Source organism: Lysobacter sp. Soil_C_15 (assembly GCF_057657315.1).
The window spans coordinates 692,175-716,994 of sequence record NZ_JBDGIR010000001.1 but is presented as its reverse complement, the minus strand read 5'-3'; the positions used below and the strand labels follow the sequence as shown (position 1 = coordinate 716,994).

General features: G+C 72.1%; 26 protein-coding genes. 12 read left to right on the top strand and 14 right to left on the bottom strand.

The window, feature by feature from the left end; translation table 11 throughout:
- Positions 1–44: 44 nt before the first annotated feature.
- The 8 genes from hemB to AC3A57_RS02980 form a co-directional block, all read right to left on the bottom strand.
- The gene (gene hemB, locus AC3A57_RS03015) at positions 45–1,037 is read right to left on the bottom strand and encodes a porphobilinogen synthase (protein ID WP_487577509.1); all 993 of its coding nucleotides are present in this window, start codon (positions 1,035–1,037) and stop codon (positions 45–47) included.
- 138 nt (positions 1,038–1,175) lie between these two features.
- On the bottom strand, positions 1,176–2,219 hold the full coding sequence (locus AC3A57_RS03010) for a sulfate/molybdate ABC transporter ATP-binding protein (protein ID WP_487577508.1): 1,044 nt from the start codon (positions 2,217–2,219) through the stop codon (positions 1,176–1,178).
- Positions 2,220–2,237: 18 nt separating this feature from the next.
- Positions 2,238–3,098 (bottom strand): sulfate ABC transporter permease subunit CysW, encoded by an 861-nt coding sequence (gene cysW / locus AC3A57_RS03005; protein WP_221670458.1) that lies wholly within the window; start codon positions 3,096–3,098, stop codon positions 2,238–2,240.
- Complete coding sequence (cysT, locus tag AC3A57_RS03000; protein WP_487577507.1) at positions 3,091–3,957, bottom strand: sulfate ABC transporter permease subunit CysT; 867 nt, start codon at positions 3,955–3,957, stop codon at positions 3,091–3,093. Before cysT ends, cysW begins: the two co-directional genes overlap by 8 nt.
- A 476-nt stretch (positions 3,958–4,433) precedes the next feature.
- Positions 4,434–5,465, bottom strand: a complete 1,032-nt coding sequence (locus AC3A57_RS02995) for a sulfate ABC transporter substrate-binding protein (protein ID WP_487577506.1) — start codon at positions 5,463–5,465, stop codon at positions 4,434–4,436.
- A 29-nt stretch (positions 5,466–5,494) separates the two neighbouring features.
- Positions 5,495–6,967, bottom strand: a complete 1,473-nt coding sequence (locus AC3A57_RS02990) for an OprO/OprP family phosphate-selective porin (RefSeq protein WP_487577505.1) — start codon at positions 6,965–6,967, stop codon at positions 5,495–5,497.
- 169 nt (positions 6,968–7,136) lie between these two features.
- Complete coding sequence (locus AC3A57_RS02985) at positions 7,137–7,373, bottom strand: hypothetical protein (protein ID WP_487577504.1); 237 nt, start codon at positions 7,371–7,373, stop codon at positions 7,137–7,139.
- Entirely contained in the window at positions 7,370–7,849 is a 480-nt protein-coding gene (locus AC3A57_RS02980; protein WP_487577503.1) for an RrF2 family transcriptional regulator, read from the bottom strand. The genes AC3A57_RS02985 and AC3A57_RS02980 overlap by 4 nt, the downstream gene beginning before the upstream one ends.
- A gap of 384 nt (positions 7,850–8,233) precedes the next feature.
- Here AC3A57_RS02980 and AC3A57_RS02975 point away from each other — a divergent pair, with 384 nt between their 5' ends.
- Entirely contained in the window at positions 8,234–9,082 is an 849-nt protein-coding gene (locus AC3A57_RS02975) for an ABC transporter permease (RefSeq protein WP_487577502.1), read from the top strand.
- Complete coding sequence (locus AC3A57_RS02970; protein ID WP_487577501.1) at positions 9,079–10,635, top strand: dipeptide ABC transporter ATP-binding protein; 1,557 nt, start codon at positions 9,079–9,081, stop codon at positions 10,633–10,635. Before AC3A57_RS02975 ends, AC3A57_RS02970 begins: the two co-directional genes overlap by 4 nt.
- A gap of 88 nt (positions 10,636–10,723) precedes the next feature.
- On the opposite strand, the gene AC3A57_RS02965 is transcribed toward AC3A57_RS02970, so the two are convergent.
- From AC3A57_RS02965 to AC3A57_RS02955, 3 genes are all read right to left on the bottom strand, one after another.
- On the bottom strand, positions 10,724–10,972 hold the full coding sequence (locus AC3A57_RS02965; protein WP_487577500.1) for a hypothetical protein: 249 nt from the start codon (positions 10,970–10,972) through the stop codon (positions 10,724–10,726).
- A 97-nt stretch (positions 10,973–11,069) separates the two neighbouring features.
- Entirely contained in the window at positions 11,070–12,071 is a 1,002-nt protein-coding gene (locus tag AC3A57_RS02960) for a chorismate transformation FkbO/Hyg5 family protein (RefSeq protein ID WP_487577712.1), read from the bottom strand.
- A 14-nt stretch (positions 12,072–12,085) separates the two neighbouring features.
- Positions 12,086–13,474: an NAD(P)/FAD-dependent oxidoreductase gene (locus AC3A57_RS02955; RefSeq protein WP_487577499.1), complete on the bottom strand. Its 1,389-nt coding sequence runs from the start codon at positions 13,472–13,474 to the stop codon at positions 12,086–12,088.
- A gap of 219 nt (positions 13,475–13,693) precedes the next feature.
- Between AC3A57_RS02955 and AC3A57_RS02950 the strand changes: the two genes are divergently transcribed.
- From AC3A57_RS02950 to AC3A57_RS02905, 10 genes are all read left to right on the top strand, one after another.
- Entirely contained in the window at positions 13,694–13,963 is a 270-nt protein-coding gene (locus AC3A57_RS02950; RefSeq protein ID WP_221670446.1) for a phosphopantetheine-binding protein, read from the top strand.
- A 55-nt stretch (positions 13,964–14,018) separates the two neighbouring features.
- Entirely contained in the window at positions 14,019–14,720 is a 702-nt protein-coding gene (locus tag AC3A57_RS02945) for a COG4648 family protein (protein WP_487577498.1), read from the top strand.
- A gap of 162 nt (positions 14,721–14,882) precedes the next feature.
- Entirely contained in the window at positions 14,883–15,176 is a 294-nt protein-coding gene (locus tag AC3A57_RS02940) for an ApeI family dehydratase (protein WP_487577497.1), read from the top strand.
- Entirely contained in the window at positions 15,173–16,144 is a 972-nt protein-coding gene (locus tag AC3A57_RS02935) for a lysophospholipid acyltransferase family protein (protein ID WP_487577496.1), read from the top strand. Before AC3A57_RS02940 ends, AC3A57_RS02935 begins: the two co-directional genes overlap by 4 nt.
- The gene (locus AC3A57_RS02930) at positions 16,062–16,769 is read left to right on the top strand and encodes a LolA-related protein (RefSeq protein ID WP_487577495.1); all 708 of its coding nucleotides are present in this window, start codon (positions 16,062–16,064) and stop codon (positions 16,767–16,769) included. Before AC3A57_RS02935 ends, AC3A57_RS02930 begins: the two co-directional genes overlap by 83 nt.
- Positions 16,769–19,114, top strand: coding sequence for an MMPL family transporter (locus tag AC3A57_RS02925; protein WP_487577494.1), 2,346 nt, complete (start codon positions 16,769–16,771; stop codon positions 19,112–19,114). The genes AC3A57_RS02930 and AC3A57_RS02925 overlap by 1 nt, the downstream gene beginning before the upstream one ends.
- Complete coding sequence (locus AC3A57_RS02920) at positions 19,101–19,532, top strand: hotdog family protein (protein WP_487577493.1); 432 nt, start codon at positions 19,101–19,103, stop codon at positions 19,530–19,532. The genes AC3A57_RS02925 and AC3A57_RS02920 overlap by 14 nt, the downstream gene beginning before the upstream one ends.
- Positions 19,533–19,597: 65 nt before the next feature.
- Complete coding sequence (locus tag AC3A57_RS02915; RefSeq protein WP_487577492.1) at positions 19,598–20,107, top strand: hypothetical protein; 510 nt, start codon at positions 19,598–19,600, stop codon at positions 20,105–20,107.
- Positions 20,108–20,304: 197 nt separating this feature from the next.
- Complete coding sequence (fabG, locus tag AC3A57_RS02910; RefSeq protein WP_487577491.1) at positions 20,305–21,045, top strand: 3-oxoacyl-ACP reductase FabG; 741 nt, start codon at positions 20,305–20,307, stop codon at positions 21,043–21,045.
- 235 nt (positions 21,046–21,280) lie between these two features.
- Positions 21,281–21,751 carry a DUF4156 domain-containing protein gene (locus AC3A57_RS02905; RefSeq protein WP_487577490.1) on the top strand — a complete coding sequence of 157 codons (471 nt, stop codon included), beginning with the start codon at positions 21,281–21,283 and terminating at the stop codon, positions 21,749–21,751.
- A gap of 15 nt (positions 21,752–21,766) precedes the next feature.
- On the opposite strand, the gene AC3A57_RS02900 is transcribed toward AC3A57_RS02905, so the two are convergent.
- Genes AC3A57_RS02900 through AC3A57_RS02890 form a run of 3 tightly spaced genes read right to left on the bottom strand, consistent with a single transcriptional unit; the run spans position 21,767 to position 24,652 of the window.
- Complete coding sequence (locus tag AC3A57_RS02900; protein ID WP_487577489.1) at positions 21,767–22,630, bottom strand: glycosyltransferase family 2 protein; 864 nt, start codon at positions 22,628–22,630, stop codon at positions 21,767–21,769.
- Positions 22,623–23,456: a beta-ketoacyl synthase chain length factor gene (locus tag AC3A57_RS02895; RefSeq protein WP_487577488.1), complete on the bottom strand. Its 834-nt coding sequence runs from the start codon at positions 23,454–23,456 to the stop codon at positions 22,623–22,625. The genes AC3A57_RS02900 and AC3A57_RS02895 overlap by 8 nt, the downstream gene beginning before the upstream one ends.
- Positions 23,453–24,652, bottom strand: a complete 1,200-nt coding sequence (locus AC3A57_RS02890) for a beta-ketoacyl-[acyl-carrier-protein] synthase family protein (protein ID WP_487577711.1) — start codon at positions 24,650–24,652, stop codon at positions 23,453–23,455. The genes AC3A57_RS02895 and AC3A57_RS02890 overlap by 4 nt, the downstream gene beginning before the upstream one ends.
- Positions 24,653–24,820: the final 168 nt, after the last annotated feature.

Sequence of the window (24,820 nt, the reverse complement as noted above, 5' to 3'; positions counted from 1 at the left end):
GGCGCGCGCCAACAGAACGTGGACGCGCGCCGGACTGCGTGCGATCAGCGCTCCTCGCGCATCCATTGCGCCGCATCCAATGCGAAATAGGTCAGCACCCCGTCGGCGCCGGCGCGCTTGATCGAGGTCAGCGACTCCAGCACGCAGCCGCGCTCGTCCAGCCAGCCGTTGCCGATCGCCGCGCGCAGCATCGCGTACTCGCCGCTGACCTGGTAGACGAAGGTCGGCGCGCCGAACTCGTCCTTGGCCCGGCGCACGATGTCCAGGTAGGGCAGGCCGGGCTTGACCATGATCATGTCGGCGCCTTCGTCCAGGTCCAGGGCGATCTCGCGCATGGCCTCGTCGCTGTTGGCCGGGTCCATCTGGTAGGTGTACTTGTTGCCCTTGCCGAGCGCGCCGGCCGAGCCGACCGCGTCGCGGAACGGGCCGTAGAAGCTGGAGGCGTACTTGGCGCTGTAGGCGAGGATGCGGGTGTGGATGTGGCCGCGCTGCTCCAGCGCCTCGCGGATGCGGCCGATGCGGCCGTCCATCATGTCGCTGGGGGCGACCACGTCGGCGCCGGCGGCGGCGTGCGACAGCGCCTGCTTGACCAGGGCTTCGACGGTTTCGTCGTTGAGAACGTAGCCGCTGTCGTCGACCAGGCCGTCCTGGCCGTGGCTGGTGTAGGGGTCGAGGGCGACGTCGGTGATCACGCCCAGTTCCGGAAAGCGCTGCTTGAGCGCGCGCACCGCGCGCTGGCACAGGCCGTCCTCCTGCCAGGCGGCTTCGGCGGTCAGCGACTTGGCCTCCGGCGCGGTCACCGGGAACAGCGCCAGCGCCGGCACGCGCAGCTCGCTGGCGCGTTCGGCGACGCGCAGCAGTTCGTCGATCGACAACCGCTCGATGCCGGGCATCGAGCCGACCGGCGCGCGGCCATCGAGTTCGTGCACGAACACCGGATAGATCAGGTCGTCGGCGGTGAGGACGGTCTCGCGCATCAGCCGGCGCGAGAATTCATCGCGGCGCATCCGCCGCGGGCGCGAGTAGGGGTAGCTCATGGGCGCCTAGTCTACTCCCGTGCCCGGCGGCGGCCTGCGACCGCGGGTCGCGGCGGGCGGGGATGCTGTGTTCCGGGCAAGACGGGCAAGCTGCCCGTAAGGGTACGCCGTTCCTGTCGCTTAGAACTGCGCCCGGCGTCAGTCGGAATACACCCGGTACCGCAGCGGTCGCACGTGCACGGTGCTGCCGGGCGCCGGCGTCACCGCATCCGGGGTCGCGGCCAGGTCCAGCTCCAGCGGGCGGTGCTGGCCCTCGATCGCCAGTTCCAGGGTGATCCGCTCGGCCAGCCGGTGCGCCGAGACCACCCGCGCCGGCAGGCCGTCGTCGCCGTCGACCAGGGCCATGTCGTGCGGGCGCGCGTACAGCCTGGCCCGGCTGCGGCTGTGGCTGTCGACCGGCAGGCGCAGGGCGTGGCCGTTGACCGACAGCTCGCCGCCCTCGGTCTGGCCCTCGATCACGTTGGCGCGGCCGATGAAGTCGAACACGTAGGCCGAGGCCGGCGCGCTGTAGATCTCGTCCGGGGTACCGATCTGCTCGATCCGGCCGTCCTTGAGCACGACCACGCGGTCTGCCAGTTCCAGCGCTTCTTCCTGGTCGTGGGTGACGAACAAGGTGGTCTGCCCGGTCTGGTCGTGCAGGCGGCGCAGCCAGCGGCGCAGTTCGACCCGGACCTTGGCGTCGAGCGCGCCGAACGGCTCGTCGAGCAGCAGCACGGTCGGGTCGATCGCCAGCGCGCGGGCCAGGGCGACGCGCTGCTTCTGCCCGCCGGACAGTTGTTCGGGATAGCGCGCGCCGAGCTCGGGCAACTGGATCAGGCCGAGCAGCTCCTGCACGCGCTTGCCGATCGTCGCCTTGTCCGGGCGCCGCGCGCGCGGCCGGCTGCGCAGGCCGAAGGCGATGTTCTCGGCCACGGTCATGTGCTTGAACAGCGCGTAGTGCTGGAACACGAAGCCGACGTTGCGTTCGCGCAGGCTCAGCCGGGTCGCGTCCTGTTCGCCGAACAGCAGCCGGCCCGAGTCGGGCTGCAGCAGGCCGGCGATGACCCGCAGCAGGGTGGTCTTGCCCGAACCGGACGGGCCGAGCAGGGCGACCAGTTCGCCGGACGCGACCTGCAGGTCGACCGCGTCGAGGGCGGCGACGTTGGCGTAGCGCTTGGCGATGGCGTGGAGATGCAGATCCATGGATGGGGTGCTCGGTAATCAGTGCCGGCGGTGCGAACGCGCGAGCGCGTCGCCGTGGCGCGCTTCGAGCCAGATCTTGACCACCAGGGTGACCAGGGCCAGGCCGGCGAGCAGGGAGGCGACCGCGAACGCCGCGGCGCCCTCGCCGCCGAGCTGCTTGTACAGCACCTCGACGTGCAGGGAGAGGGTGTTGGTGCTGCCCATGACGTTGCCCGACACCACCGTGACCGCGCCGAACTCGCCCATCGCCCGCGCGCTGCACAACAGCACGCCGTACAGCAGGCCCCATTTGATGTTGGGCAGGGTGACGCGGAAGAACATGCTCCAGGCGTTGGCGCCGAGCGAGCGCGCCGCCAGCTCCTCGTCGCTGCCCTGCTGTTCCATCAACGGGATCAGCTCGCGGACCACGAACGGGAAGGTCACGAACAAGGTCGCCAGGACGATGCCCGGGGTGGCGAACAGGATCTTCAGGTCGTAGCGGTTGAGCAGGTCGGCGAAAAAACCGTGGGTCGGGCTGAACAACAGCACCAGGCACAGGCCGGCGACCACCGGCGAGACCGCGAACGGCAGGTCGATCAGGGCCAGCAGGGTGCGCTTGCCGCGGAACTCGAAGCGGGTCAGGGCCCAGGCCATGAACACGCCGCAGACCGCGTTGACCGGCACGACTATGGCGGTGGTGATCAGGGTCAGGCGCAGCGCCGACAAGGTGTGCGGATCGCGCACCGCGGCCAGCCACACGTCCAGGCCGCTGCCGAACGCGGTGCCCAGCAGCATCAGCAACGGCAGCACCACCACCAGCAGCATGATCGCCACCGCGGCGCCGATCAGCGCCCAGCGCACCCAGGCCGGTTCCTGCAACTGGTCGCGCGCCTCAGCCATCCTGGCGGCCTCCGTGCGACAGCCAGCGCGCGCCGGCGTTGATCGCCACCAGGCACACGAACGACATCAGCAGCAGCAAGGTCGCCAACACGATCGCCGCGGTCACCCCGCCTTCCTCTTCCAGGCGGATGGTGATCAGCAGCGGCGCGATCTCGGTCTTCATCGGCAGGTTGCCGGCGATGAAGATCACCGAGCCGAACTCGCCCAGGCCGCGGGCGAAGGCGAGCGAGAAACCGGTCAGCAGGGCCGGCAGCAGCTCGGGCAGGATCACCCGGCGCAGGGTGGTCAGGCGCGAGGCGCCGAGCGAGGCGGCGGCTTCCTCCTGCTCGCGGCCCAGGGTCTCCAGCACCGGCTGCACGGTGCGCACCGCGAACGGCAGGCCGATGAAGATCAGGGCGATGACGATGCCGGTGAGGTTGTTGACCAGTTGGACGCCGAACGGCTGCAGCCAGGCGCCGACCCAGCCGTTCTGGCCGTAGATCGCCGCCAGGGTGATGCCGGCGACCGCGGTCGGCAGGGCGAAGGGCAGGTCGACCAGGGCGTCGAGCAGGCGCCGGCCCGGGAAGCGGTAGCGCACCAGCACCCAGGCCACCACCGCGCCGAACACCAGCGCGACCAGGGCGGCGGCGAAGGCGGTGCCGAAGCTGACCTTGAGCGAGGCGACCACGCGCGGGTCGGAGATCGCGCGCAGCCAGCCGGCCAGGCCGAGGCCGCCGGAACGCAGCACCAGCGCGGCCAGCGGCAACAGCACCACCAGCCCGAGCCAGGCCAGGCCGAGGCCCAGGCCGAGGCCGAAACCGGGGAGCGGCCTGCGCCATCGGGAGGCGGAGGCCGGCAGGGTCAACGCGTGCTCGCTCATGTGGCGGTGGGCGGCGGTGGCGGAGGGACGAAGGGGGGTGACGCTATCGTGGGTTTGCGGTCCAGGGGAAATGCGCGTTGGTTGTTAGCTAGTGCGCGATGGCGATATCGGGTCGGGCCACGATGATCGGTGGCGGGTTCGTTGGCGGTGAACGGCACCGGCGGACGGGGCGGCCGGGCGGCTCAACCTCGCGCCGGAGGGCGGTCGTCGCCAGCGGCTGTGGACCGGGCCTGGTTCCGTGGCCCGCTTTGGAAAAGCGGGCCTGCGCCCGACGTCGGTACGAAGTCCAAACTTGGCTGCAGCGCGGGGGATTTGCTTTTCTGGCGCTTGGGGAAGGGCAAGAGCAAATCCCCCTGCCCGTCCGGCCAGCAGGCCTGGCCGGACGGCGTTCGATCGTGCGCGAACCTGCGGTTCGCGAGCGCACGCTCTCACCTTTTTCAAAAGGCGGGAACGGAAAAGCCGAAACCGCGCGGCCGTCACTTCGGCAGGTAGATCTTGTCGAAGAAGCCGCCGTCGGAGAAATGCGCGGCCTGGGCTTTCTTCCAGCCGCCGAAGGCGTTGTCGATGGTGACCTGCTTGACCGCCGGGAACTTGGCCAGCTCCGCGGCCGGGACCTTGTCCGGCTCGGCCGGGCGATAACCGTGCTTGGCCGCCAGGCGCTGGCCCTCGGGGGTGTAGAGGAAACGCAGGTAGGCCTCGGCCTGCTTGCGCGTGCCGTGCTTGTCGACGTTCTTGTCGACCCAGGCCACCGGCGGCTCGGCCTTGATGCTCAGGCTCGGCACGACGATCTCGAACTTGTCGCGGCTGGCCGGTTCCTGCAGGGTCAGCAGGGCTTCGTTTTCCCAGGCCAGCAGCACGTCGCCGATCTTGCGGTCGACGAAGGTGGTGGTCGAGCCGCGCGCGCCGGTGTCGAGCACCGGCACGTTCTTGAACAAGCGGCTCAGGTAGTCGACCACCTTGTCGCCGTCGCGGTACTGGGTCGAGGCCCAGGCCCAGGCGGCCAGGTAGTTCCAGCGCGCGCCGCCGGAGGTCTTGGGGTTGGGCGTGATCACCGCCACCCCGGGCTTGACCAGGTCGCCCCAGTCCTTGATCCCCTTCGGGTTGCCCTTGCGCACCAGGAACACGATGGTCGAGGTGTAGGGCGAACTCTGGTGCGGCAGGCGGCTCTGCCAATTGGCCGGAAGCTGCTTGGCGTTGGCGATGGTGTCGATGTCGCCGGCCAGGGCCAGGGTCACCACATCGGCTTCCAGGCCGTCGACCACCGCGCGCGCCTGCTTGCCCGAGCCGCCGTGCGAGGCGCGCAGGTTGAGGGTTTCGCCGGTCTTCTGCTTCCACTGCGCGGCGAACACCTGGTTGACCTCGGCGTAGAACTCGCGGGTCGGGTCGTAGGAGACGTTGAGCAGCTCGGCGTCCTTGGCCGCGGCGCTGCCGGCGGCCAGCGCCAGGCCGAGCAGGGCCGCGCGGAACAGGCCCGCGCGGAACAGGGCCGGTCGATGGAGAGTCTTCATGGTTCAATCCTGTGCGAAGTGGCGGAAGGTCAGAAAGCGAGTTGGGCGCGGGTGAAGAAGGCTTTTTCGTCTTCGCGGTCGCGGCCCGCGGCGGCGCCGCCGTCGAACGCGGTCTGGGTGTAGTTGGCGACCAGCTTGAGGTTGCCGGTGAGGTACCAGTTCAGTCCCAGGCCCCAGGAGCGCGCGGCGGCGGCCACCGCGTTGCGGTCGGCGTAACGCGGGAACGCGGCCTCGTCGATCTCCAGGCGGCCGTAGCGCGCGACCAGCTCGAATGCGCCCCAGCCTGCGCCACCGACCGTAAAGGGTTGGTTAGGCCTGGCCACGCCCTTGTAGCCGGCGTCCTCGCCGGTCAGCACGTAGCCGGCGGTGACCTGCCAGGCGCGGTGGTCGAGTTCGCCGGCGAAGGCGCCGTTGCGCACTTCCTGGCTGGAGGCGACGTATTCGCCGATCACGCCGAACGCGTTGCGGTAGTACCAGGCCTGCGGCGACCAGCGGCTGTGCGCGCCGTCGGCCAGCACCGCGCTGCGGTAGTTGAAGAACTGCACCTGGCCCGGCGTGCGGTAGCGCGGCAGTGCGTTGTTGCCGCTGCCGCGTTTGTCGCCGCGGCTGCCGGCCAGGCCGATGCCCAGCCCCGACAGCGCGCCGCCGTCGTTCTTCCACGGCTCCAGGAACACCCGCCCGGCCAGCTCGAATTCGTTGTCGGGATTGACCGTCGGACTGTCGCGGCCGTCGACCGCGCCGTTGAACACGCCCAGCGCGTAGGACACGGTGGCGCCGGCGAACTCGCCCTGCAGTTGCACGCCGAGATCGCGGTTCGGGGTCAGCTCCGAAGCCAGGCCGAGCTCGATCAGGGCGTTGGAGCCGCTGGACTGCAGCCGTTCCAGGCCGACCGGGCTCTTGAACTTGCCGATCCGCAGGGTCGCGCGCGGATCGAACTTCAGGTCCAGATAGGCGTCGTTGATGGTCGCGCTGTCGCCGGCGAATTCCGGGGTCAGCCGGAAGCCGACCAGCGGGCCCCAGGTCCCTTCCAGGGTCGGCTGGATGCGGCGGAACAGGAAGGTGTCGTTCTGCGGCAGGCGTTCGTCGCCGATGAAGAAGCGGCCGTCCGCCTGGACCAGCGCCTTGAGCTTGACTTCGACATCGCCGGGCGGCGGCGATTTGATCGCCAGGCCCTTGCTCGCGCTCAGCGACACGCTCGGCGTGTTCGCCGCCTTGGCCGTCGCTTCCTCGGCCTGCAGTTCCAGTTTGCGTTCGATGATCCGCAGGCGCTGGTCGAGTTCGGCCAGACTGCCGCTGTCGGCGGACGCGCCGGCGACCGCGCCGCCGCCGCCGAGGCGCTGCTCCAGCGCGCGCAAGCGCTCGGCCAGCGCTTCCACGGTGAGTTCGCCGGCGGTCGGTCGGGTTTGCGCGGCGGCCGGCAGCGCCAGGGCGCAGGCGATCGCGGCGCCGAGCCAGACAGTCGCGGCGCGCGCCGCATGCGCAGATCGAACCCGGGTTTGCATGATGTGCTCCTACGAACGGATGGAACGGTGAGGCGATCCGGGTGGCGCGGACGCAGCGTGTGAAGCGGAAAACGCAGCCAGTGGCGATCGCGCCGGGGCGTGCGCGACGACCGGCGGTGCGGGCGGATCGGCGGCCCCCGCGGCCGGCCCGGCGCATCAGCGGCGGCGCTCAGCCCCAGGATTCGGCGGCGGCCACCGGCAGGCGCTGGCTGCGGACGATCTCGACGATCCGCGCCTGGCTGACCCGCACTTCGATCCGGCCCTCATCGAGCCCGCGCAGGGCCTGCAGCAAGGCGAATTCGGTGTCGCTGAGGTTGACGATGTTGATCTCCGGCTCGCCGCCGCACGAGCTGGGCGCGCCACGCGCGGCCGCGCGTTTGCCGGTTCCCGTCGCGCTGCGGCTCATCGCGCCTCTCCTTCCACGGTCAGCAGGGTCGGCGTCGACGAGGCGCGAGCGAATTCGGCCAGGCTGCGCCGATCGAGCACGCCGGAAATCGCGTCGCGCGCCTCGCGCATCAACGCGCGCAGAGTGCAGCCGTCGGGGTCGCGGCAATCGGCGCAGGGCCGGTAAGCGCTGACGCTGGCGCACAGCACCGGGGCCAGCGGGCCGTCGATGGCGCGGATCAGGTCGCCGACCATGATCTGCTCGGCCGGCCGGGCCAGGGTGTGCCCGCCCTTCTGCCCGCGCCGGCTGTCGATGAAGCCGGCCTCGCGCAGGTCGACCAGGATCGACTCCAGGAACTTGCCCGGCGCGCCGCTGTGCTGGGCGATGGTCCGGGCCTGCAGGCGCGGCACCTCGGCGCGACCCGCGCAGGGCCGGCTCTGCGCGCGCGCCAAGGCGCACATCGCGCGCAGGGCGTACTTGGCCTTCATCGTCAGCATTTCCCAGTCACCATGTAGGAAATGTGGCCGGGCCCGGGGGCGGAGGGAAAAGGTTTTGCCTCATCTGCTTATGACGGGGCGGTATGTGGGGCGGGGGCTAGGCCAAGGCCAAGCCATAGCCGAAGCCACAGCCGAAGCAAATCCCCCTGGTCCCCCCAAAGGGGGGAAGTGTTGCGCGGTGGCGCGAGGAGCCCCCCCCCCCGCTAACACGACTTCTTCAGATCTTCGCAGCTGCGGTTGCTTTCCCGCCTTTGAATAAGGGGGCGGGGGGATTGGCCTTTGCCCTCGCTCCAACTGCCGGCAACGACATCGACCGCGGGATCGGGACGGGCTGCGTGCATCGCGCGAACCCCTGTGCGGTCCAAGCCGCTAGGATGAGCGCCAATGCGTTCCCTCGCCTCGCTGCCGCCGCTCGCCCGCACCTGTCTGTCGGTTCTCGCCGTGCTCGCCGCCGCCTGTTGGCTGGCGCCGGCGCTGAGCCGTTATGGGCCGATCCTGCCCGACTGGGACGCCCTGTCGGCGCCCCCGGGCACGGCCGGGCATTGGTTCGGCACCGATGCGATCGGCCGCGATGTGTTCGCGCGCACCCTGGCCGGAGGCCGCTTGTCGCTCGGCATCGGCCTGCTGGCCAGCGTGGTCGCGCTGGCGATCGGACTGAGCTACGGCGCGGTCGCCGGACTGGCCGGCGGGCGCACCGAGCGGGCGATGCTGCGCGTGCTCGACGTGTTCTCGGCCTTGCCCTTCCTGCTGGTGGTGATCCTGCTGCTGACCCTGTTCGAGCGCTCGCTGTGGCTGCTGCTGGTCGCGATCGGCGGCTATGTCTGGATCGACCTGGCGCGGGTGATGCGCGCCGAGGCGGCGCGCCTGCGCGAAGCGCCGTTCGTGCTCGCCGCGCAGGCGGCCGGGGCCGGCTTCGGCCAGCGCCTGCGCTGGCACGTGATTCCGAACCTGTTGCCGCTGGCCCTGGTCTACCTCGGCCTGATCCTGCCGCAGGCGATCCTGGTCGAAAGTTTTCTCGGCTTCCTCGGCCTGTCGATCGACGAGCCGTCATCGAGCTGGGGCGGCCTGCTCGCCGAAGGCGTGCAGGAGCTGGACAGCGCGCCGTGGACCCTGCTGTTCCCGGCCGGCTTCCTGGTCGCCACCCTGGCCGCGTTCCAGTTTCTCGGCGACGGCCTGCGCGACTGGCTCGACGTCAAGCGCAGCGCGCCGCGCAGCGAACAGGCCGCGGCATGAGTCCGCCGCGGGTATCGCTGCAGGGCTTGAACGTCGCCGCGAACGATGGCGCGCGGCGGCTGCTCGGCCCGATCGACCTGGAGCTGCACGCGGGCCAGTGCCTGGGCGTGGTCGGCGAAAGCGGCAGCGGCAAGAGCCTGACCGCGCTGTCCCTGCTCGGCCTGCTGCCGGCCGGATTGCAGGCGCAAGGCGAACTGCGCATCGACGGCGAAGCGGTCGCGCTCGGCAGCGCGGCGCAGGCGCGATTGCGCGGCCGCCGCCTGGCCTGGGTGCCGCAGGACCCGCTCGCGGCCCTGCATCCGCTGCGCCGGGTCGGCGCGCAGTTGATCGAAACCCTGCGCGCGGTGCGCGGGCTCGGCAAGGACCAGGCCCGCGGCCAGGCGCAGAGTCTGTTCGAACGCGTGCAATTGCCGGAACCCGCGGCGGCCCTGCAACGCTATCCGCACCAGTTTTCCGGCGGCCAGCGCCAGCGCATCGCCATCGCCCTGGCCTTGGCGACCGCGCCGCAGGCGCTGATCGCCGACGAACCGACCTCGGCGCTGGACGCGCGGATCGCCCGCGACATCCTCGACCTGCTCGATCGCCTGCGGCGCGAAGACGGCCTGGCCCTGCTGTTGATCAGCCACGACCTGCCGCTGGTCGGCGCCTATGCCCAGCAACTGCTGGTGCTGCAGCGCGGCGCCGCGGTCGAGCAGGGCCCGACCGCGCGCGTGTTCGCCGCGCCGGCGCAGGCCTACACCCGCGAGTTGCTCGCCGCCGACCGCATCGAGGCCTTGCCGGACGCTGTCTGCGACGCGCCGGTGTGGTTGCGCGGCGAGGGTCTGGGCCTGCGTTATCCGCGCGCGCCGAAGCCGGCGTTGGAGGCGGTCGATATCGAGCTGCGCAGCGGCGAGGGCCTGGCCCTGGTCGGCGAGAGCGGCAGCGGCAAGAGCACGCTCGGCCGGGTGCTGTTGCGCTTGCTGCGCGGCGCGCAAGGCCGGGTCTGGGTCGACGGCGCCGACCTGGCGACGCTGGACGCGGCCGCGCTGCGCCGTTGGCGGGCGCAGACCGGGGTGGTGTTCCAGGACCCGTACGCCTCGCTCGATCCGCGCCTGCGCGTAGCCGAGATCGTCGCCGAACCGCTGCGCATCCACACCCGGTCGGACGCGGCCGCGCGCCGCGAACGCGCCGCCGGACTGTTGGCCGCGGTCGGCCTGGACGCGGCCATGCTCGATCGCTACCCGCACCAGTTTTCCGGCGGCCAGCGCCAGCGCATCGCGATCGCGCGCGCTCTGGCGACCGAGCCCAAACTGCTGGTCTGCGACGAGGCGGTGTCGGCGCTGGACGCGCACCATCGCGCCGCGATCCTGGCCCTGCTGGCGCGGCTCAAGCGCGAACGCGGCCTGGCGCTGTTGTTCGTGACCCACGACCTGGCCGCGGCCGCGGCGGTGGCCGAGCGCATCGCCGTGCTCGAAGCCGGGCGCATCGTCGAAACCGGCCCCACCGCGCAGGTGCTGCGCGCGCCGCGGCACGCGCATACCCGCGCTCTGCTCGCCGCGCGCCCGGCCGGCTGAGCGGCGGCGCACCCCGCAGCCGCGCCCGACGCGGATCGCGTTCGGGCGCTCGATGCCGGCGTCGCGCCGGCGGCTTACCGCGCCGCGCTCAGATCAAACCGCCGCCGAGGGCGAGCCGGACCACGCCGACCAGGATCGCGATGCCGTTGAGCCACAAGCCGGCCTTGGCCCGGGCGTTGTTCTCGCTGCGGGTGAACAACAGGCCGATCGCGGCGATCATCGCGCCGATCGCGGCGAACGGAATCATGAACCAGTTGCCCCAGCCGAGGAACGGAATCAGTGCGGCGATCATCCACAGCAGCGCGACGATGCCCCAGAGCAGACTGATCAAACCCATCGAGGTGGCTCCGCAAGCGGCCGGATCGGCCATGCCTGCAACGTAATGTCTGCCCGGGCGATTGCAAGTGCCGCAGGTCGGCGCGGCCGACCCGCGCTCAGCCGCCGTGCACGCCGTCGATCTCGACCCGCAGCTCGTGGCGGCAGATCGCCGCGTGCACCAGGATCCGCGGCACCCGATCGCCGAATCGCCGGTCCAGGGCCTGCGCGACCAGCGGGATGTCCTCCGCGTCGCGCACGTAGACTTTCAACCGCGTGCCGGCGCCGAACGCGGCCGGCAACTGCGGCCGGCGCTGGCGCGCGACCGCGAGCAGGCTGTCGAAGTTGGCCAGGGTCTCGTCGAGCTGGGCCAGCACCGAATCGGCGTGGCGCGACTCGTGGCCGACCACCGCGGCGGTGCCCGACAGCAGCAGCGGCATCGCCGCCGGCTGCGGCGGCAGCATCGCCCGGGCGAAGCTCGGCGACTGCGGGCCGTACTGGCGCGGGTAGCGGTAGGCGCTGACCTGGCGCGGATTCTCCAGCGGCGTGCCCGGGCTGCGCCCGGCCAGCCAATACACCTGCAGCCGGCGCGCGCCGTCGGCGCGGCCGATCGCGGTCGCCGCCGGCAACTGCGCGGTGTCGAACTCGCCCAGGCCGCGCGCGCGGCCGACGCAGAACACGCGGTAGCGCTCTTCGTCGCCGTGGCCGAGGGTGATGCCGTCGAGGTAGTTCCAGATCCGCAGCAGGTGCGGGTAGCCGCGCTCGGCGGTGAAGCCGATCAGCTTGCGGTACAGATACTCGGCGGCGCGCGCGATCTCGCCGTTGGCGGCTTCGCCCGGCAGCGGTTCGGGCTCGTCGAACTCGATCACGCCGAACTGCAGCGCGCCGTCCTCGGCCCAGGCCAGGTCGCCGTCGCGGCCCTTGCTGACCGGGCCGGTGCCGCGCCAGCGCTCCAGGCGGGTGTCGCCGAACGGCTCCAGCGCCACGCGCAGATAGCGCGGGTCGTCGTGATGCGGCGCGTCCGCGCCGAAGCCGAACACCGCCAGGGTGTCGTCCTGCGCCAACAGCGCCCCGGGCGCGGCGTCCAGGTAGTCGACCTGCAGGCGCGGGCCGGCCAGCATCGCGGCGGCCGCGCTCACGGGTTGCCCCGCTGCAGAGTGTCGCCGCGGAAGTCGACCCCGACCTGACGCTTGCGCCGCAGCCAGCCGCGCAGCGCCTGCGGCGCCATGCGCACGGCGGTGAGCGCATAGATGAAACGGAACAGGCGCAGGCGGCGCAGTACCGCCCGGTTGTCGAACACGTCGCCGGCGAGCATCGAGATGACCGCCTGCTCGACCTGGCAGAAATTGCGTGGAGCGTTGAACAATTCGCGCATGACCGGGGTGGTGAAGCGATAGATGAACCACTGGAAATGTTTCAGGCCGCGCTTGAGGCGCACGGTCATTTCGCCCTGCAGCGCGGCCTCGCGAGCCGGCTCGCGCAGCGCGCCGTCGACCACGGCCGCGGCCTGTTCGCCGCTGTTCATGCCGAGGTAGACGCCGGAGGAGAACACCGGATCGACGAAGGCGTAGGCGTCGCCGACCATGACCCAGCCGGGGCCGGCCATGCGGCTGCAGGTATAGGAATAGTTGCCGGTGACGTGAACCTCGCCGCAGCGCTGCGCGCCCTGCATGCGCGCCCACACCGAGGGCTCGGACTCCAGGGTCCGCATCAGGAAGCTCTCGTTGTCGCCGCGGCGCTGCTTGAGGTACTCGGGGAAGCACACCGCGCCCACGCTCATCACCCCGCGCTGCAGCGGGATCAGCCACATCCAGCCGTGGGCGAAGCGCTGCACGGTGATGTTGCCGGCGTCTTCGCCGTCGCGGCGCTGCACGCCGGTGAAATGGCTGAAGATCGCCGCCGACTGGTGCAGCGGGTTCTTGCGCTTGAGCTTGAGCTGGCTGCCGAGGAAGGTGTCGCGGCCGCTGCCGTCGACCAGGTAGCGCATGCGCACCTGCAGCGCGGCGCCGTCGGCGGCGCGGGCATGGGCCAGGGCGGGGCGGCCGTCGGCGCCGAATTCGAGTTTCTCGACCTTGACCTGCTCGCGCGCGTCGACGCCGTTGGCCTGGGCGTGGCGGAACAGCAACTGGTCGAATTCCTCGCGCTTGACCTGGAAGGCATAGCCGAACGCCGGATTCAGCGCGCGCTCGAAACGGAAGGTGTTATAGCGCTGCGCGTCGATCGGGAACTCGGCGCCGGGCTTGTGCACGCCGATCGCGCGCACCTGCTCGAGCACGCCGAGGCGCTCGAGGATGGCCAGGTTCATCGGCAGCAGCGATTCGCCGATGTGGAAGCGCGGGTGCCGGTCCTTTTCCAGCAACAGCACCTTCCAGCCCTTGCGCGCCAACAGGGTCGCCGCGGTGGTGCCCGCCGGGCCGCCGCCGATCACCAGCACGTCGACCTCAAGGGTCTGTGCGGGCGCCTGGGTCGGAGCGGAAACGGGAGCCGTGGCGGTGGCGCCGGGCGCGGATTCGGGCGGAGTCATGCGCAAATCATAGCCTGCCGCCTTCGCCGGCTGTGCAGCCTGCGGCCCTGGGCCGCGTCTGTGGGCCGCCTGCCGATGGCGCGCAAGTGATTGATCTGGCTGGGCCTGTTGCCCGGTCGGCGGGTTCCGGGCGGCGCCGGACAGCGGCGCCCGGTTGCGCCTGCGGCGCCGATGGCGGATCGTGACCGCCCTTCGCCTTAGCCCCACCGGATCGTCCCGATGTCTGAACAAAGCCCTGCCGAACGCGAACTGGCGCAGCTGCTGGTCGAGAGCCTGAACCTGGAGGACGTGGCGCCGGAGCAGATCGATCCGGAAGCGGCGCTGTTCAACGACGGACTGGGCCTGGATTCGATCGACGCGCTCGAACTGGCGTTGGCGATCAGCAAGCGCTACGGCTTCCAGCTGCGCTCGGACAACGACGAGAACCGGCGCATCTTCGCCTCGTTGCGCGCGCTGTCGGGCCACATCGAGCAGCACCGCGCCGCCTGAGCGGCGCGTCCGCCGCCGTCGTCCACCGTCTGCTCCGGCCGCGAGCCGCCGCCCCGTGACCGCTTCTTCGTTCAGCGCCCCGGCGCGCCTGCTGCTGGCCATCGCCTATCCGCTGCTGGCGCACTGGGCCAGCCACGACGGCGGCGGCTGGGTCGCGGCGCTGGCCCTGGCCGACCTGATCGTGTTCGTCGCCATCGACGGCCTGCTGGCCCTGCGCCCGTCGGTGTGGGCGCTGGTGCTGGCGCTGGCCGTGGCGCTGGGCCTGGCCGCACGCACGCCGCTGGCGCAGATGCTGTTGCTGGCGCCGCCGATGCTGTTCAACGCCTGGCTGGGCTGGTGGTTCGGGCGCAGTCTGCGCGCGCCGCGCGAGGCGCTGATCACCCGCATCGTCGCCGCCCTGCACGACTGCGCGCCGGCCGCGCTGGCGCCGCCGCTGTACCGCTACACCCGCCGCCTGACCGCGCTGTGGGCGGCGGTCCTGCTGCTGCTGGCGCTGATCAACGGCGCGCTGGCGACGATCGCCGTGCCCGACGGCCTGCTGGCCCGGCTCGGCCATCCCCCGGCCTTCGCGATCACCCAGGAGCAATGGTCCTGGTTCGCCAACCTGCTCAACTACGGCATCGTCGGCGGCTTGTTCGCCGGCGAGTACCTGGTCCGGCGGCGTTTGTTCGTCCAGCGCCCGGAAACCGGCTTTTTCGATTTCCTGCGGCGCATGGCCCGGCTCGGCCCGCGTTTCTGGCGCGACCTGTTTTCCTGAGTTTCGGCGTAAAAGGCAGCGGGCCCGGCCCGCGCCGCCGCGTCGTCTACGCCACACATTGGGCCGCGCGGCAAGCGGCGGCGGTCGCATTTCCACGCGGCCGCTGCGGCCGGTGCTTTATCCTTGCCTTCCGGTCCATCGTTCCTCGCCGCTCCGATCCTCATGCATTTCGCCGTCGATTCCGATCATCCCTGCCTGCCCGGCCATTTCCCGGGGCGGCCGCTGGTGCCCGGCGTGGTGGTGCTGGAGCGGGTGATCGAGGCGATCGAGGCCGAGCACGGACCGTTGCCCGGCCTGCGCCTGCCGCAGGTCAAGTTCGTCCAGCCCTTGCTGCCGCAGCAGGTCGCGCAGATCGAGCTGGAAACGCTGGGGCCCGGACGCTGGCGATTCAGGGTCCGGCGCGAGGATCAACCGATCGCCAGCGGCGAAGCCGTCGCCGATGGGGTGGGCGCATGAGCGCGCACTGGAAGCAGCGCCCGGAAGGCGGCGGCCGGCTCGCCTTCCGCGCGATCGCCTTCGTCGCCAGCCGCGGCGGCCGCGCCCTGGCGCGACTGACCCTGTACCCGATCGTGGCCTACTTCCTGGCCGTGCGCGGACCGGAACGGCGCGCCTCGCGCGCCTACCTGGCGCGGGTGCTCGACCGCCGCCCCGGTCTGCTCGACATCGCCCGCCACATCCATACCTTCGCCGCGACCATCCTCGACCGGCTGTACCTGCTGTGCGGGCGGATGCAGCCGTTCGACATCCGGGTCAGCGGCCTGGACGCGCTGGAGCGCCACCTCGACCGCGGCCAGGGCCTGCTGCTGTTCGGCTCGCACCTGGGCAGCTTCGAGGCCTTGCGGGTGCTGTCGCGGCAACGCCCGGGGATGAAGTTGCGGGTGTTGCTCGACCGCGGCCACAACCCGGCGCTGACCGAACTGCTGGACACGCTCGACCCGCAGATCGCCTGCACCGTGATCGACGCCGGCCAGGACGGGCCCTCGATCGTGCTGGCGATCAAGCAGGCCACCGACGAGGGCGCGGTGGTGGCCCTGCTGGTCGACCGCGTCGGCCCCGGCGAGCCCAGCGTCGCCGTCTCCTTCCTCGGCGCCGCGGCGCCGTTCCCGAGCGCGCCCTGGCTGATCGCCGCCGCGCTGAAGGTGCCGGTGGTGCTGGCCTTCGGCCTGTACCGCGGCGGCCCGCGCTACGACCTGATCTTCGAAGCGTTCAGCGACGGTGTGGCGATCGAGCGGCATAACCGCCCCGCTATCCTGGCCGCGCTGGTCCAGCGCTACGCCGAGCGGCTGCAGCTGCACACCCGCAGCGCGCCCTACAACTGGTTCAACTTCTACGATTTCTGGCATGCCGATGACGATCAAGCCCTGCCTGTGGACGCTGGCGCTGCTGTGCGCCGCGGCGTCGCTGCACGCCGCTCCGGCTACTGAGGACGGCGCCGCGCCGGCCGAAGCCGCGCCGGCCGATCCGGCCTGGATCCTGCCGCGCCTGGCGCAGCCGGCGCCGGCGCGCACCGACTTCGTCGAAGTGCGCGGTTCGGCCCTGCTCAAGCAGCCGCTGCGCCTGTCCGGCGAGTACCGCCGTCCCGACGCGGCGACCCTGGTGCGCGAGGTGCGCGCGCCGTATGCCGAGACCACCACCATCCAGGCCGGCGCCAAGCCGGGCCAGGGCGAGGTCAGCGTGGTCCGCCCGAACAAGCCGGCCAAGCGTTTCTCGCTGGCGCGCGCGCCCGAACTGGTCGCGCTGCAGGCCAGCTTCGGCGCCCTGCTCGGCGGCGATCGGGCCCTGCTCGAGCGGCACTACCGCCTGGCCGCCGAAGGCACGCGCCGCCAATGGACGATCAGCCTGATCCCGAAGGACGCCGGGTTGGCGGCGCGGGTGCGCGAGATCGTGCTGCTCGGCCGCGACGACGAACTGCGCTGCATCGAAACCCGGCCCGCGCGCGGCAGCGAGCAGCAACGCACCCTGCTGGCCAGCGCGGCGCGCGCCGCGGCCAATGTCGCCGACGCCAGCCAGCTCGCGGCCCTGTGCCGCGGCCACGGCGCAGCGCGTTGATGACGCCCGCCCGCCGGATCGCGCTGGCCCTGCTGTGGCTGGCGGCGCTGGCCGTGGCCGGCTGGGCGATCGGCCAGCGCCTGCAGCTCAGCGGCGATCTGCGCCGCTTCATGCCGACCGCGCAGACCCCGGCGCAGAAACTGCTGATCGACGAACTCGGCGAAGGCCCGGGCTCGCGCCTGCTGTTGCTGGCGATCGACGGCGACGATCCGGCGACCCTGGCCGCGCAATCGGCGGCGTTGCGCGAAGCGCTGGCGGCGCAGCCCGGGTTCAAGCTGGTCGCCAACGGCGCCGGTCAAGGCCTGGACGCGGTGCCCGAGCGCCTGCGCCCGTATCGCTATCTGTTGTCGCCGACCCTGGACGAACAGGCCTTCGACGCCGGCTACCTGCGCGACCAGCTCGAGCAGCGGCTGCAGGACCTGGGTTCGCCCGCCGGCGAGCTGATCGAGCCCTTGCTGCCCAGCGATCCGACCCTGGAGATGCTGCGCCTGGCCGAAGCCTGGCAACCGGCGCAGGCGCCGCAGACCCTGCACGGGGTGTGGTTCGACCGCGCCGGGCGGCAGGCCTTGCTGGCGGTGGAAACCCGCGCCGCCGGCTTCGATCCCACCGGTCAGCAGCAGGCGATCGAGGCGATCCGCAGCGCGTTCGCGCAAGCCCGCGGCGGCAGCCCGGCGCAGCTGACGATCAGCGGCCCGGGCGCGTTCTCGGTCGAGATCGGCGGCCGCACCCAGCGCGAGGCCAGCCTGATCGGCACCATCGACGGCATCGTCTTCGCCCTGTTGCTGTGGCTGGCGTACCGCAGCTGGAAGGTGCCGCTGCTCGGCGGCCTGCCGCTGGCGACCGCCGGCCTGGCCGGCCTGGGCGCGGTCGCGGCGCTGTTCGACGGCGTGCACGGCATCACCGTCGCCTTCGGCTTCACCCTGATCGGCGTGGTCCAGGATTATCCGATCCACTTGTTCAGCCACCAGCGGCCGGGGCTGTCGCCGTGGGCCAGCGCGCGCAGCCTGTGGCCCACGCTGGGCACCGGCGTGGTCTCGACCTGCATCGCCTACCTGACCTTCTTCGCGTCCGGCGTCGACGGCCTGCAGCAGCTGGCGGTGTTCACCATCGTCGGCCTGGCCACCGCGGCGCTGGCCACGCGCTTCGCGCTGCCGGCGTTGATCGATCCCGCGCCGCGCGACGCCGCCGGTTCGCCGTGGCTGGCGCGGGCCTGGATGCGGTTGGCGCGCTGGCCGCGGATCGGCCTGGCCGGCAGCGCCTCGATCGCGGCGCTGGCGCTGGCGGCGATCGTGTTCGTGCCGGGGCCGTTCTGGCAGAACGACCTGGCCAAGCTGACCCCGGTGCCGGTCGCGGCGCTGGCGCGCGACGCGCAACTGCGCGAGGAACTCGGCGCGCCCGACGTGCGCTACGTGGTGGCGATCGAACGCGGCGACGCCGAAGCCGCGCTGCAGGCCTCCGAAGCGTTGATGGCCGAACTGCCCGCGTTGCGCCAACGAGGCGCGATCGCCGGTTACGACCTGGCCGCGCGTTACCTGCCCAGCGCCAGGACCCAGCGCGAACGCCAGCAGCGTCTGCCGCAGCCCGCCGCGCTGGACGCAGCGCTGGAGACGGCGCTCGCCGCCACGCCGTTCCGCAGCGACGCCTTCGCCGAGTTCCTCGCCGACGTCGAGCGCGCGCGGCAGGCGCCGCCGCTGAGCGCGCGCGATCTCGCCGGCACGCCGCTGGCGGTCAGCGTCGAAGGCCTGCTGCTGCAGCGCCCCGGCCACGCCACCGCGCTGGTCTCGCTGACCGGACTGGCCGATCCGGTCGCGGTCGCGACGGCGGCGCGCCGCCACGGCGGCCAATTGCTCGACCTCAAGCAGGCCTCCGAATCGCTGGTCGCCGATTACCGCGGCCGGGTGCTGATGGCGCTGGCCCTGGCCGCGGTGCTGTTGGCCGCGGCGGTGTGGATCGCGCTGCGCTCGCCGCGACGGGTGCTGCGCGTGCTCGCGCCGATGGCGCTGACCACGCTGCTGATCCTGGCCGTGCTGCGCCTGGCCGGGGTCGAGCTCAACCTGTTCCACCTGGTCTCGCTGATCCTCGCCGCCGGCCTGGGCCTGGACTACGCACTGTTCTTCGACCACGCCGGCGACGACCGCAATGAACAACTGCGCACATTGCACGCGGTGATCGTCTGCAGCCTGACCACGTTCATGGTGTTCGCGCTGCTGGCGCTGTCCTCGATTCCGGTGCTGCGCGCGATCGGCGCGACGGTCGCGCTCGGCGTAGCGTTCAATTTCGTCCTGGCCTTGCTGATCGTGCGCGAGCCGGCGACCGCGGCGGAGGGCGCGCATGCGCACGCGTGAAGCCATTGCCGCGCTGATCCCGCACCAGGGCCTGATGTGCCTGTGGGAAGAAGTGGCCGAATGGGACGAGGAGCGCATCGTCGCCCGCAGCGCCGGCCACCGCGATCCGGCCCACCCATTGCGCAGCGGCGGGCGCCTGCATGCGGTGCATCTGTGCGAGTACGGCGCGCAGCTGATGGCCGTGCACGGCGGTTTGCTGGCGCGCGCGCAGGGCGGCCGGGCCAAGCCGGGCGTGCTGGTGGCGCTGCGCGGGGTCGAGCTGCGGCTGGCGCGCATCGACGACCTGGCCGGCGCGCTGGAAGGACGCGCGCGCCAGCTCGCTGCGAGCGCGGACAGTTGGCAATACGAATTCGAGATCCTGCATCGCGGCGAACCGATCGCCCGCGGCCGCGCCGCGGTGATGGCGCGCGGCGACTGAGCGCGGCGTTCACGCCGGCGGCGATGCGGCGTTTGCGTGGGTAGTCCCGCCGCAGACCGTCGCCGATGCCGTTCCAGTTCCACTTCGAGGATCCGCATGCCTTGCACGAGGACGGCAGCATCGGCCACCGCTTCCGCCTGCGCCTGAACTTCGCCCAGCGCGAGGGCGCGCGGCTGCACTGGATCGAGCGCTGCGACCGACCCTACGACGAAGACATGCTGGCCGACCGCTGGGTCGACATGCACGCCGTCGCCGGCGCGCGCCTGGCGACCTTCCTGCCCTGGCTGGAAACCTCGGCTGCGAGCGGTCCGGCGGAACTGGACTTCGTCCATCGCGCCGCCCTGCGCCGACGGCCGGGCGTGCGGCGCCGGCTGGAATGGTGGGTGCTGGCGATGGACGGTCCGGACCCGGACGAGGCCGACGAGGAAGAGCGCGACTGGGCGCTGTGGTGCGGCGAACAACGCCTGCAATGCGGCGACGACGGCCTGGCGATCGTCCACGATCTGGACCAGATCGAATGCCGGCACGGACGCGGCGCGCCGCCGTATCCGGCGGGATTCGCGGCGCCGGATTGAAGCCAGGAGCGAGAAGAGAGAAACGAGGAGCGAGGAGTGAGGAGTGAGGAAAAGCCAGGGCGGTAGATGCCGGTGGCTTTGCTCGCTTCTTACTCCTTTACGCTCGTCACTCGCTTCCCGCCACTCGCTCCCGGACCACGCTTCACCTCCCGCCCCCATCCGGGGACAATCGGCCTTTGACGATCGGAGCCGCCCGCATGTCCCAGCCGCCTTCCGCACCGCGTCGCGCCCTGGTCACCGGCGGCAGCGGCGATCTCGGCGGTGCGATCTGCCGTCGCCTGGCCGGCGACGGCTGGCAGGTGATCGTGCACGCCAACGCCGGCCTGGAGCGAGCCGAAACGCTGGCCGCGCAGATCCGCGCCGACGGCGGCCGGGCCGAGGCGGCGGCGTTCGACGTCGCCGACGGCGAGGCCGCGCGCGCGGCGTTGGAACGCTTGCTCGAGGACGGTCCGATCCAGGGCCTGGTCAACAACGCCGGCATCCACGACGACGCGCCGATGGCCGGCATGAGCGCGGCGCAGTGGACGCGGGTGATCGACGTGTCCCTGCACGGTTTCTTCCACGTCACCCAACCCTTGCTGCTGCCGATGGCGCGCACCCGCTGGGGCCGCATCGTCAGCGTGTCCTCGGTCGCCGCGGTGCTGGGCAACCGCGGCCAGAGCAATTACGCCGCGGCCAAGGCCGCGCTGCACGGCGCATCGAAATCGCTGGCGCGGGAGATGGCCAGCCGCGGCATCACCGTCAACGTGATCGCGCCCGGCGTGATCGAAGGACGCATGGCCGCCGACGCGTTCCCGCCCGAGGCGATCAAGCAGATGGTGCCGGCCGGCCGCGCCGGCCGCGCCGACGAGGTCGCGGCCCTGGTCGCGTTCCTGTGTTCGAACGACGCCGGCTACATCAACGGCCAGGTGATCGGGATCAACGGCGGCATGGGCTGAGCCGAGGCCGCCGCGCCGGTGAGCGAGCGCACGCAGACGCCGGGATCGTTGCCCCTCGGCCGCCGCGGGCGCCGGCCCTGCCAAAGCGCCGGCGCAAGCGATTCGCGGCGGCCGTCCGGCCCGAGGTTCGCCGGCCCGACGCGCGGCCGAATCCCCGGCGCCGGCGGATCCGGCTTCATCGCGCCGCGGCGCCCGCCGTCGTAGGATGGCCGCAGCCATCCACGGAGCCGTCCTCATGCGCAGACTAGCCGTCATCGCGGCGTTGGTGCCGCTGCTCGCCGCCTGCGCCAGCTCCCATGTCCTGACCGGCCGGCCGCGGCCGCCGGTGCCGGTGGCGCAGGTGCGGGTGTATTTCGCCCCGCCGCCGAGCCGCTTCGAAGAGATCGCCCTGTTGCAGAGCAATAGCGGCCCGTTCACCTACGGCGAACAGAACAAGATGGATTCGGTGATCGGCAAGCTGCGCAACGAGGCCGCCAAGCTCGGCGCCAACGGCGTGCTGTTCCAGGGCACCGAAGACGGTTACGGCGGCGGCGGGGTCAGCGTCGGCGCCGGCGGCGGCCGGGTCGGCGGGCGCAGCTACACCGGCGGCGGGGTCGGCATCGACATCAGTCCGCGGCAGAAATTCGGCCACGGCGTGGCGATCTATGTACTGGACCCGCCGCCGCTGAGCGATCCGGGCCCGCAAGGCCCGCCGCCGCGGCCCTGAGCCCGGCGCCTGGCCTCAGCGCGGGTTGGCCTGGACCTTGGCCGGTGCGCTGGCGAATTCGCCGCTGGGGTCGTCGATCAGCGGCGGATTGGCGCGGATGCGGCGGTACATCGCCGGCACGCCGCCGCGGCGCAGGCACTGCAGGACGATGTGCGAGGTGATCCGGCTGAAGTCGCGCAGCGGCTTGAAGTGGCTGGCGCGGAACTGTTCGTCCGAATCCTGAGTCTGGTAGCGCGATTCGATCGGCACCGAAACGCAGCGCGTGCCCAGTTGCTGCGCCGCCGACATCAGGATCTGCGCCTCGAACACGAAATCCTCGCCCGGCACCTCGCGCAGGGCCATGACCTCGGCCGGGTAAAGGCGCTGCCCGCTCTGGCTGTCGGCGATCTGGTAACCGGTGCCCCAGGCCACGCCCCAGTCGCCGAAATTGTTGGCCAGGCGGCGATAGGTCGGCTGCGCGGCGCGCTTGCGCAGGCGCGCGCCGATCACGATGTGGCCGGGATGGCGGTTGGCGCTGTCGATCAGGCGCGGAATGTCGCTGGCCGCATGCTGGCCGTCGCCGTCCATGGTGACCACGGCGAGGAAGCCGCGGCGCAGCGCTTCGGCGAAACCGTCGCGCAGGCTGGCGCCCTTGCCCTGGCGTCGGGGGTGGCGCAGCACGGTCGCCGGCAGGTCGGCGATGCGTTCGCCGGTGCCGTCGTCGGAGCCGTCGTCGATCACGATCACGTGCGGGCACTGCGCCAACGCGCCTTCGACCACCTCGCGGATGCGCAGGGCTTCGTTGAGCGCCGGAATGACGACGGCGACGTTGTTGCGGTCCAGCCGGGCGACGCGCGGCCGGTCGGCGCTATCGCCCGGTGCGGCGGCGTGATCAGTCATGCGCGAGCTCCAGCCGCAGGATCCGGCCGGCGCCCGCCGGCAGGGCGAGGCGATCATGGCCGCAGGCCAGGGCGTCGAACAAGGCCAGCATCGGCGCGCCGGCGTTGCCCGTTTCGCGGACGGACAGCTTGCCCGAGGCCGGCGCCGCGTCGCCGTCGCCGGCCTGCTCCAGCCAGGCGCGCAGGCGCGGTCCGCGCGCCGGCGCCGCGGCGCGCGCCAGCACCAGCGCCGCGCCCAGCAGGCCCTGGCTCGGCGATACGTCCTGCAGCGGCCCGGACGCGGCGCCGTCGTAGCCGACCAGCAGCACCGCCTCGTCGCCGGCGGCGAGTTGGGCCAGGGCTTCGATCAGGCCCTGGGCGAAGCTGGCCTCGAGCGCGCTGATCGCGGTCGCCGGGCGCATCGAGCCGGCGCCGATGGTCCAGTAGCCGGCGGCGGCGTTGTGCACCGAGTTGTGGAAACGGGTCGGCGAAATCGTGCGCGGCTCGCGGGCGAGGGTGGCGCACATGTAGTCGGTGATCGCCATGTCGCCGTGGCTGGAGGCGAACACCGACGGCAGCGCGGCCGGATCGCGGCCGGCGTCCTGGCAGGCGGCCAGCGCCACTTCCAGCGCCACCGCGACCGTGTCCGGCGCGCGCCGGCGTTCGTTCGCCGCCAGCAGTTGCGGCGAGGGCCGGCCCGGCGCCGTTTCGTCGGCCTCGGCGCCAGCAACGAATTCGCGCGCGGCCGCCCACGAGGGCAGGCCGCGGCTCCAGTAGCCGATGCCTTCGACGATCGCGCTCAAAACCGGGGACGCGCCGCTGCGCGCTTGCGTGGCGGTGGAGCTCATGCGCGGGCGAACACCAGCGAGCAGTTGTTGCCGCCGAAGCCGAAGGAATTGTTCATGGCGTAAGCGATCTCGGTGCGGGCGTCGTCGAAGCGGATCTGCGGGCCGTTGCCGGGATCCGGCGTGGCGCTGTTGAGCGTGCCGGGCAGGTGGCCGCGTTCCAGCGCGAGCAGGGCGATCGCCGATTCGACGATGCCGGCGGCGCCGAGCGTGTGCCCGGTCCAGCCCTTGGTCGAGCCGGCGTGCAGCGACGGCGGGAACAGCGCCGCCACCGCCAGCGCCTCGATCGAGTCGTTGGCCGGAGTGGCGGTGCCGTGCAGGTTGAGGTAGCCGACCCGGTCGGCGCCGATGCCGGCGCGGGCCAGGGCGTCGGCCATCGCCAGGCGTGCGCCCAGGCCCTGCGGGTGCGGCGAGGACATGTGGTGGGCGTCGCTGGATTCGCCGTAGCCGCACAGCCGCAACGGCGCGGTTTCGCCGCCGCCGAGGCGTTCGAGCACGGCGAAGCCGCCGGCTTCGCCCAGCGACAGGCCGTCGCGGTCGGCGTCGAACGGCCGGCACGGCGCGGTCGAGACCAACTGCAGCGAGTTGAAGCCGTACAGCACGCTGCCGCACAGGGTGTCGACGCCGCCGACCAGGGCCGCGTCGGCGAGCCCGGCGCCGATCAGGCGTGCGGCCTGGGCGAAGACTTTGGCGCTGGACGAGCAGGCGGTGGCCACGGTCACGCAGGGGCCGCGCAGGCCGGTGGCCGCGGCGACGAAGGCGCCTAGCGAATGCGGGGTGTGCAGCCCGGGCCGGGCCAGGCCGGCGGGGAAGCGACCGTCGCCGTCGAGGCCGGCGTAGGCTTCTTCGGTCGCGCCGATGCTCGAGGTCGAGGTGCCGATGATTACCGCGACCCGTTCGGCGCCGTGGCGCGCCGCGATCTCGGCGATCGCCGCCTGAATGCCGTCGGCCTGCAGGCTCAGCCAGGCCAGGCGGTTGTTGCGGCACTCCCAGGGCGCCAGATGCGCCGGCAGGGCGGCGTCCTCGAGCCCGTCGACCCGGCCGATCCAGCAGTCCAGCGGCGCCTCGCCCGCCGCCAGCGGCGCCAGATCGTTGCGGCGCAGGCCGCTGCGGCGCTCGCGCAGGGCCTGGGCCTGGGCCTCCAGGCCGCGGCCGAGCGCGGTGGTGGCGGTATAGGCGCGGACCGCCAGCGGCGGCATCGGAGCGGGTACGGACGTCACGTAGTCGGTAGAATCGGGCGAAGGGAGCCGACGGCAGTATAGCGAGGGGGCCGTCCGCCCCGCCGGATCGCACCGGCCCGCCGCGGTGAACGCTTCAGCGGCCGCGCCGGTCCCCGCATCCGGGTTCCGTCCACAGGGGTCGCCGAG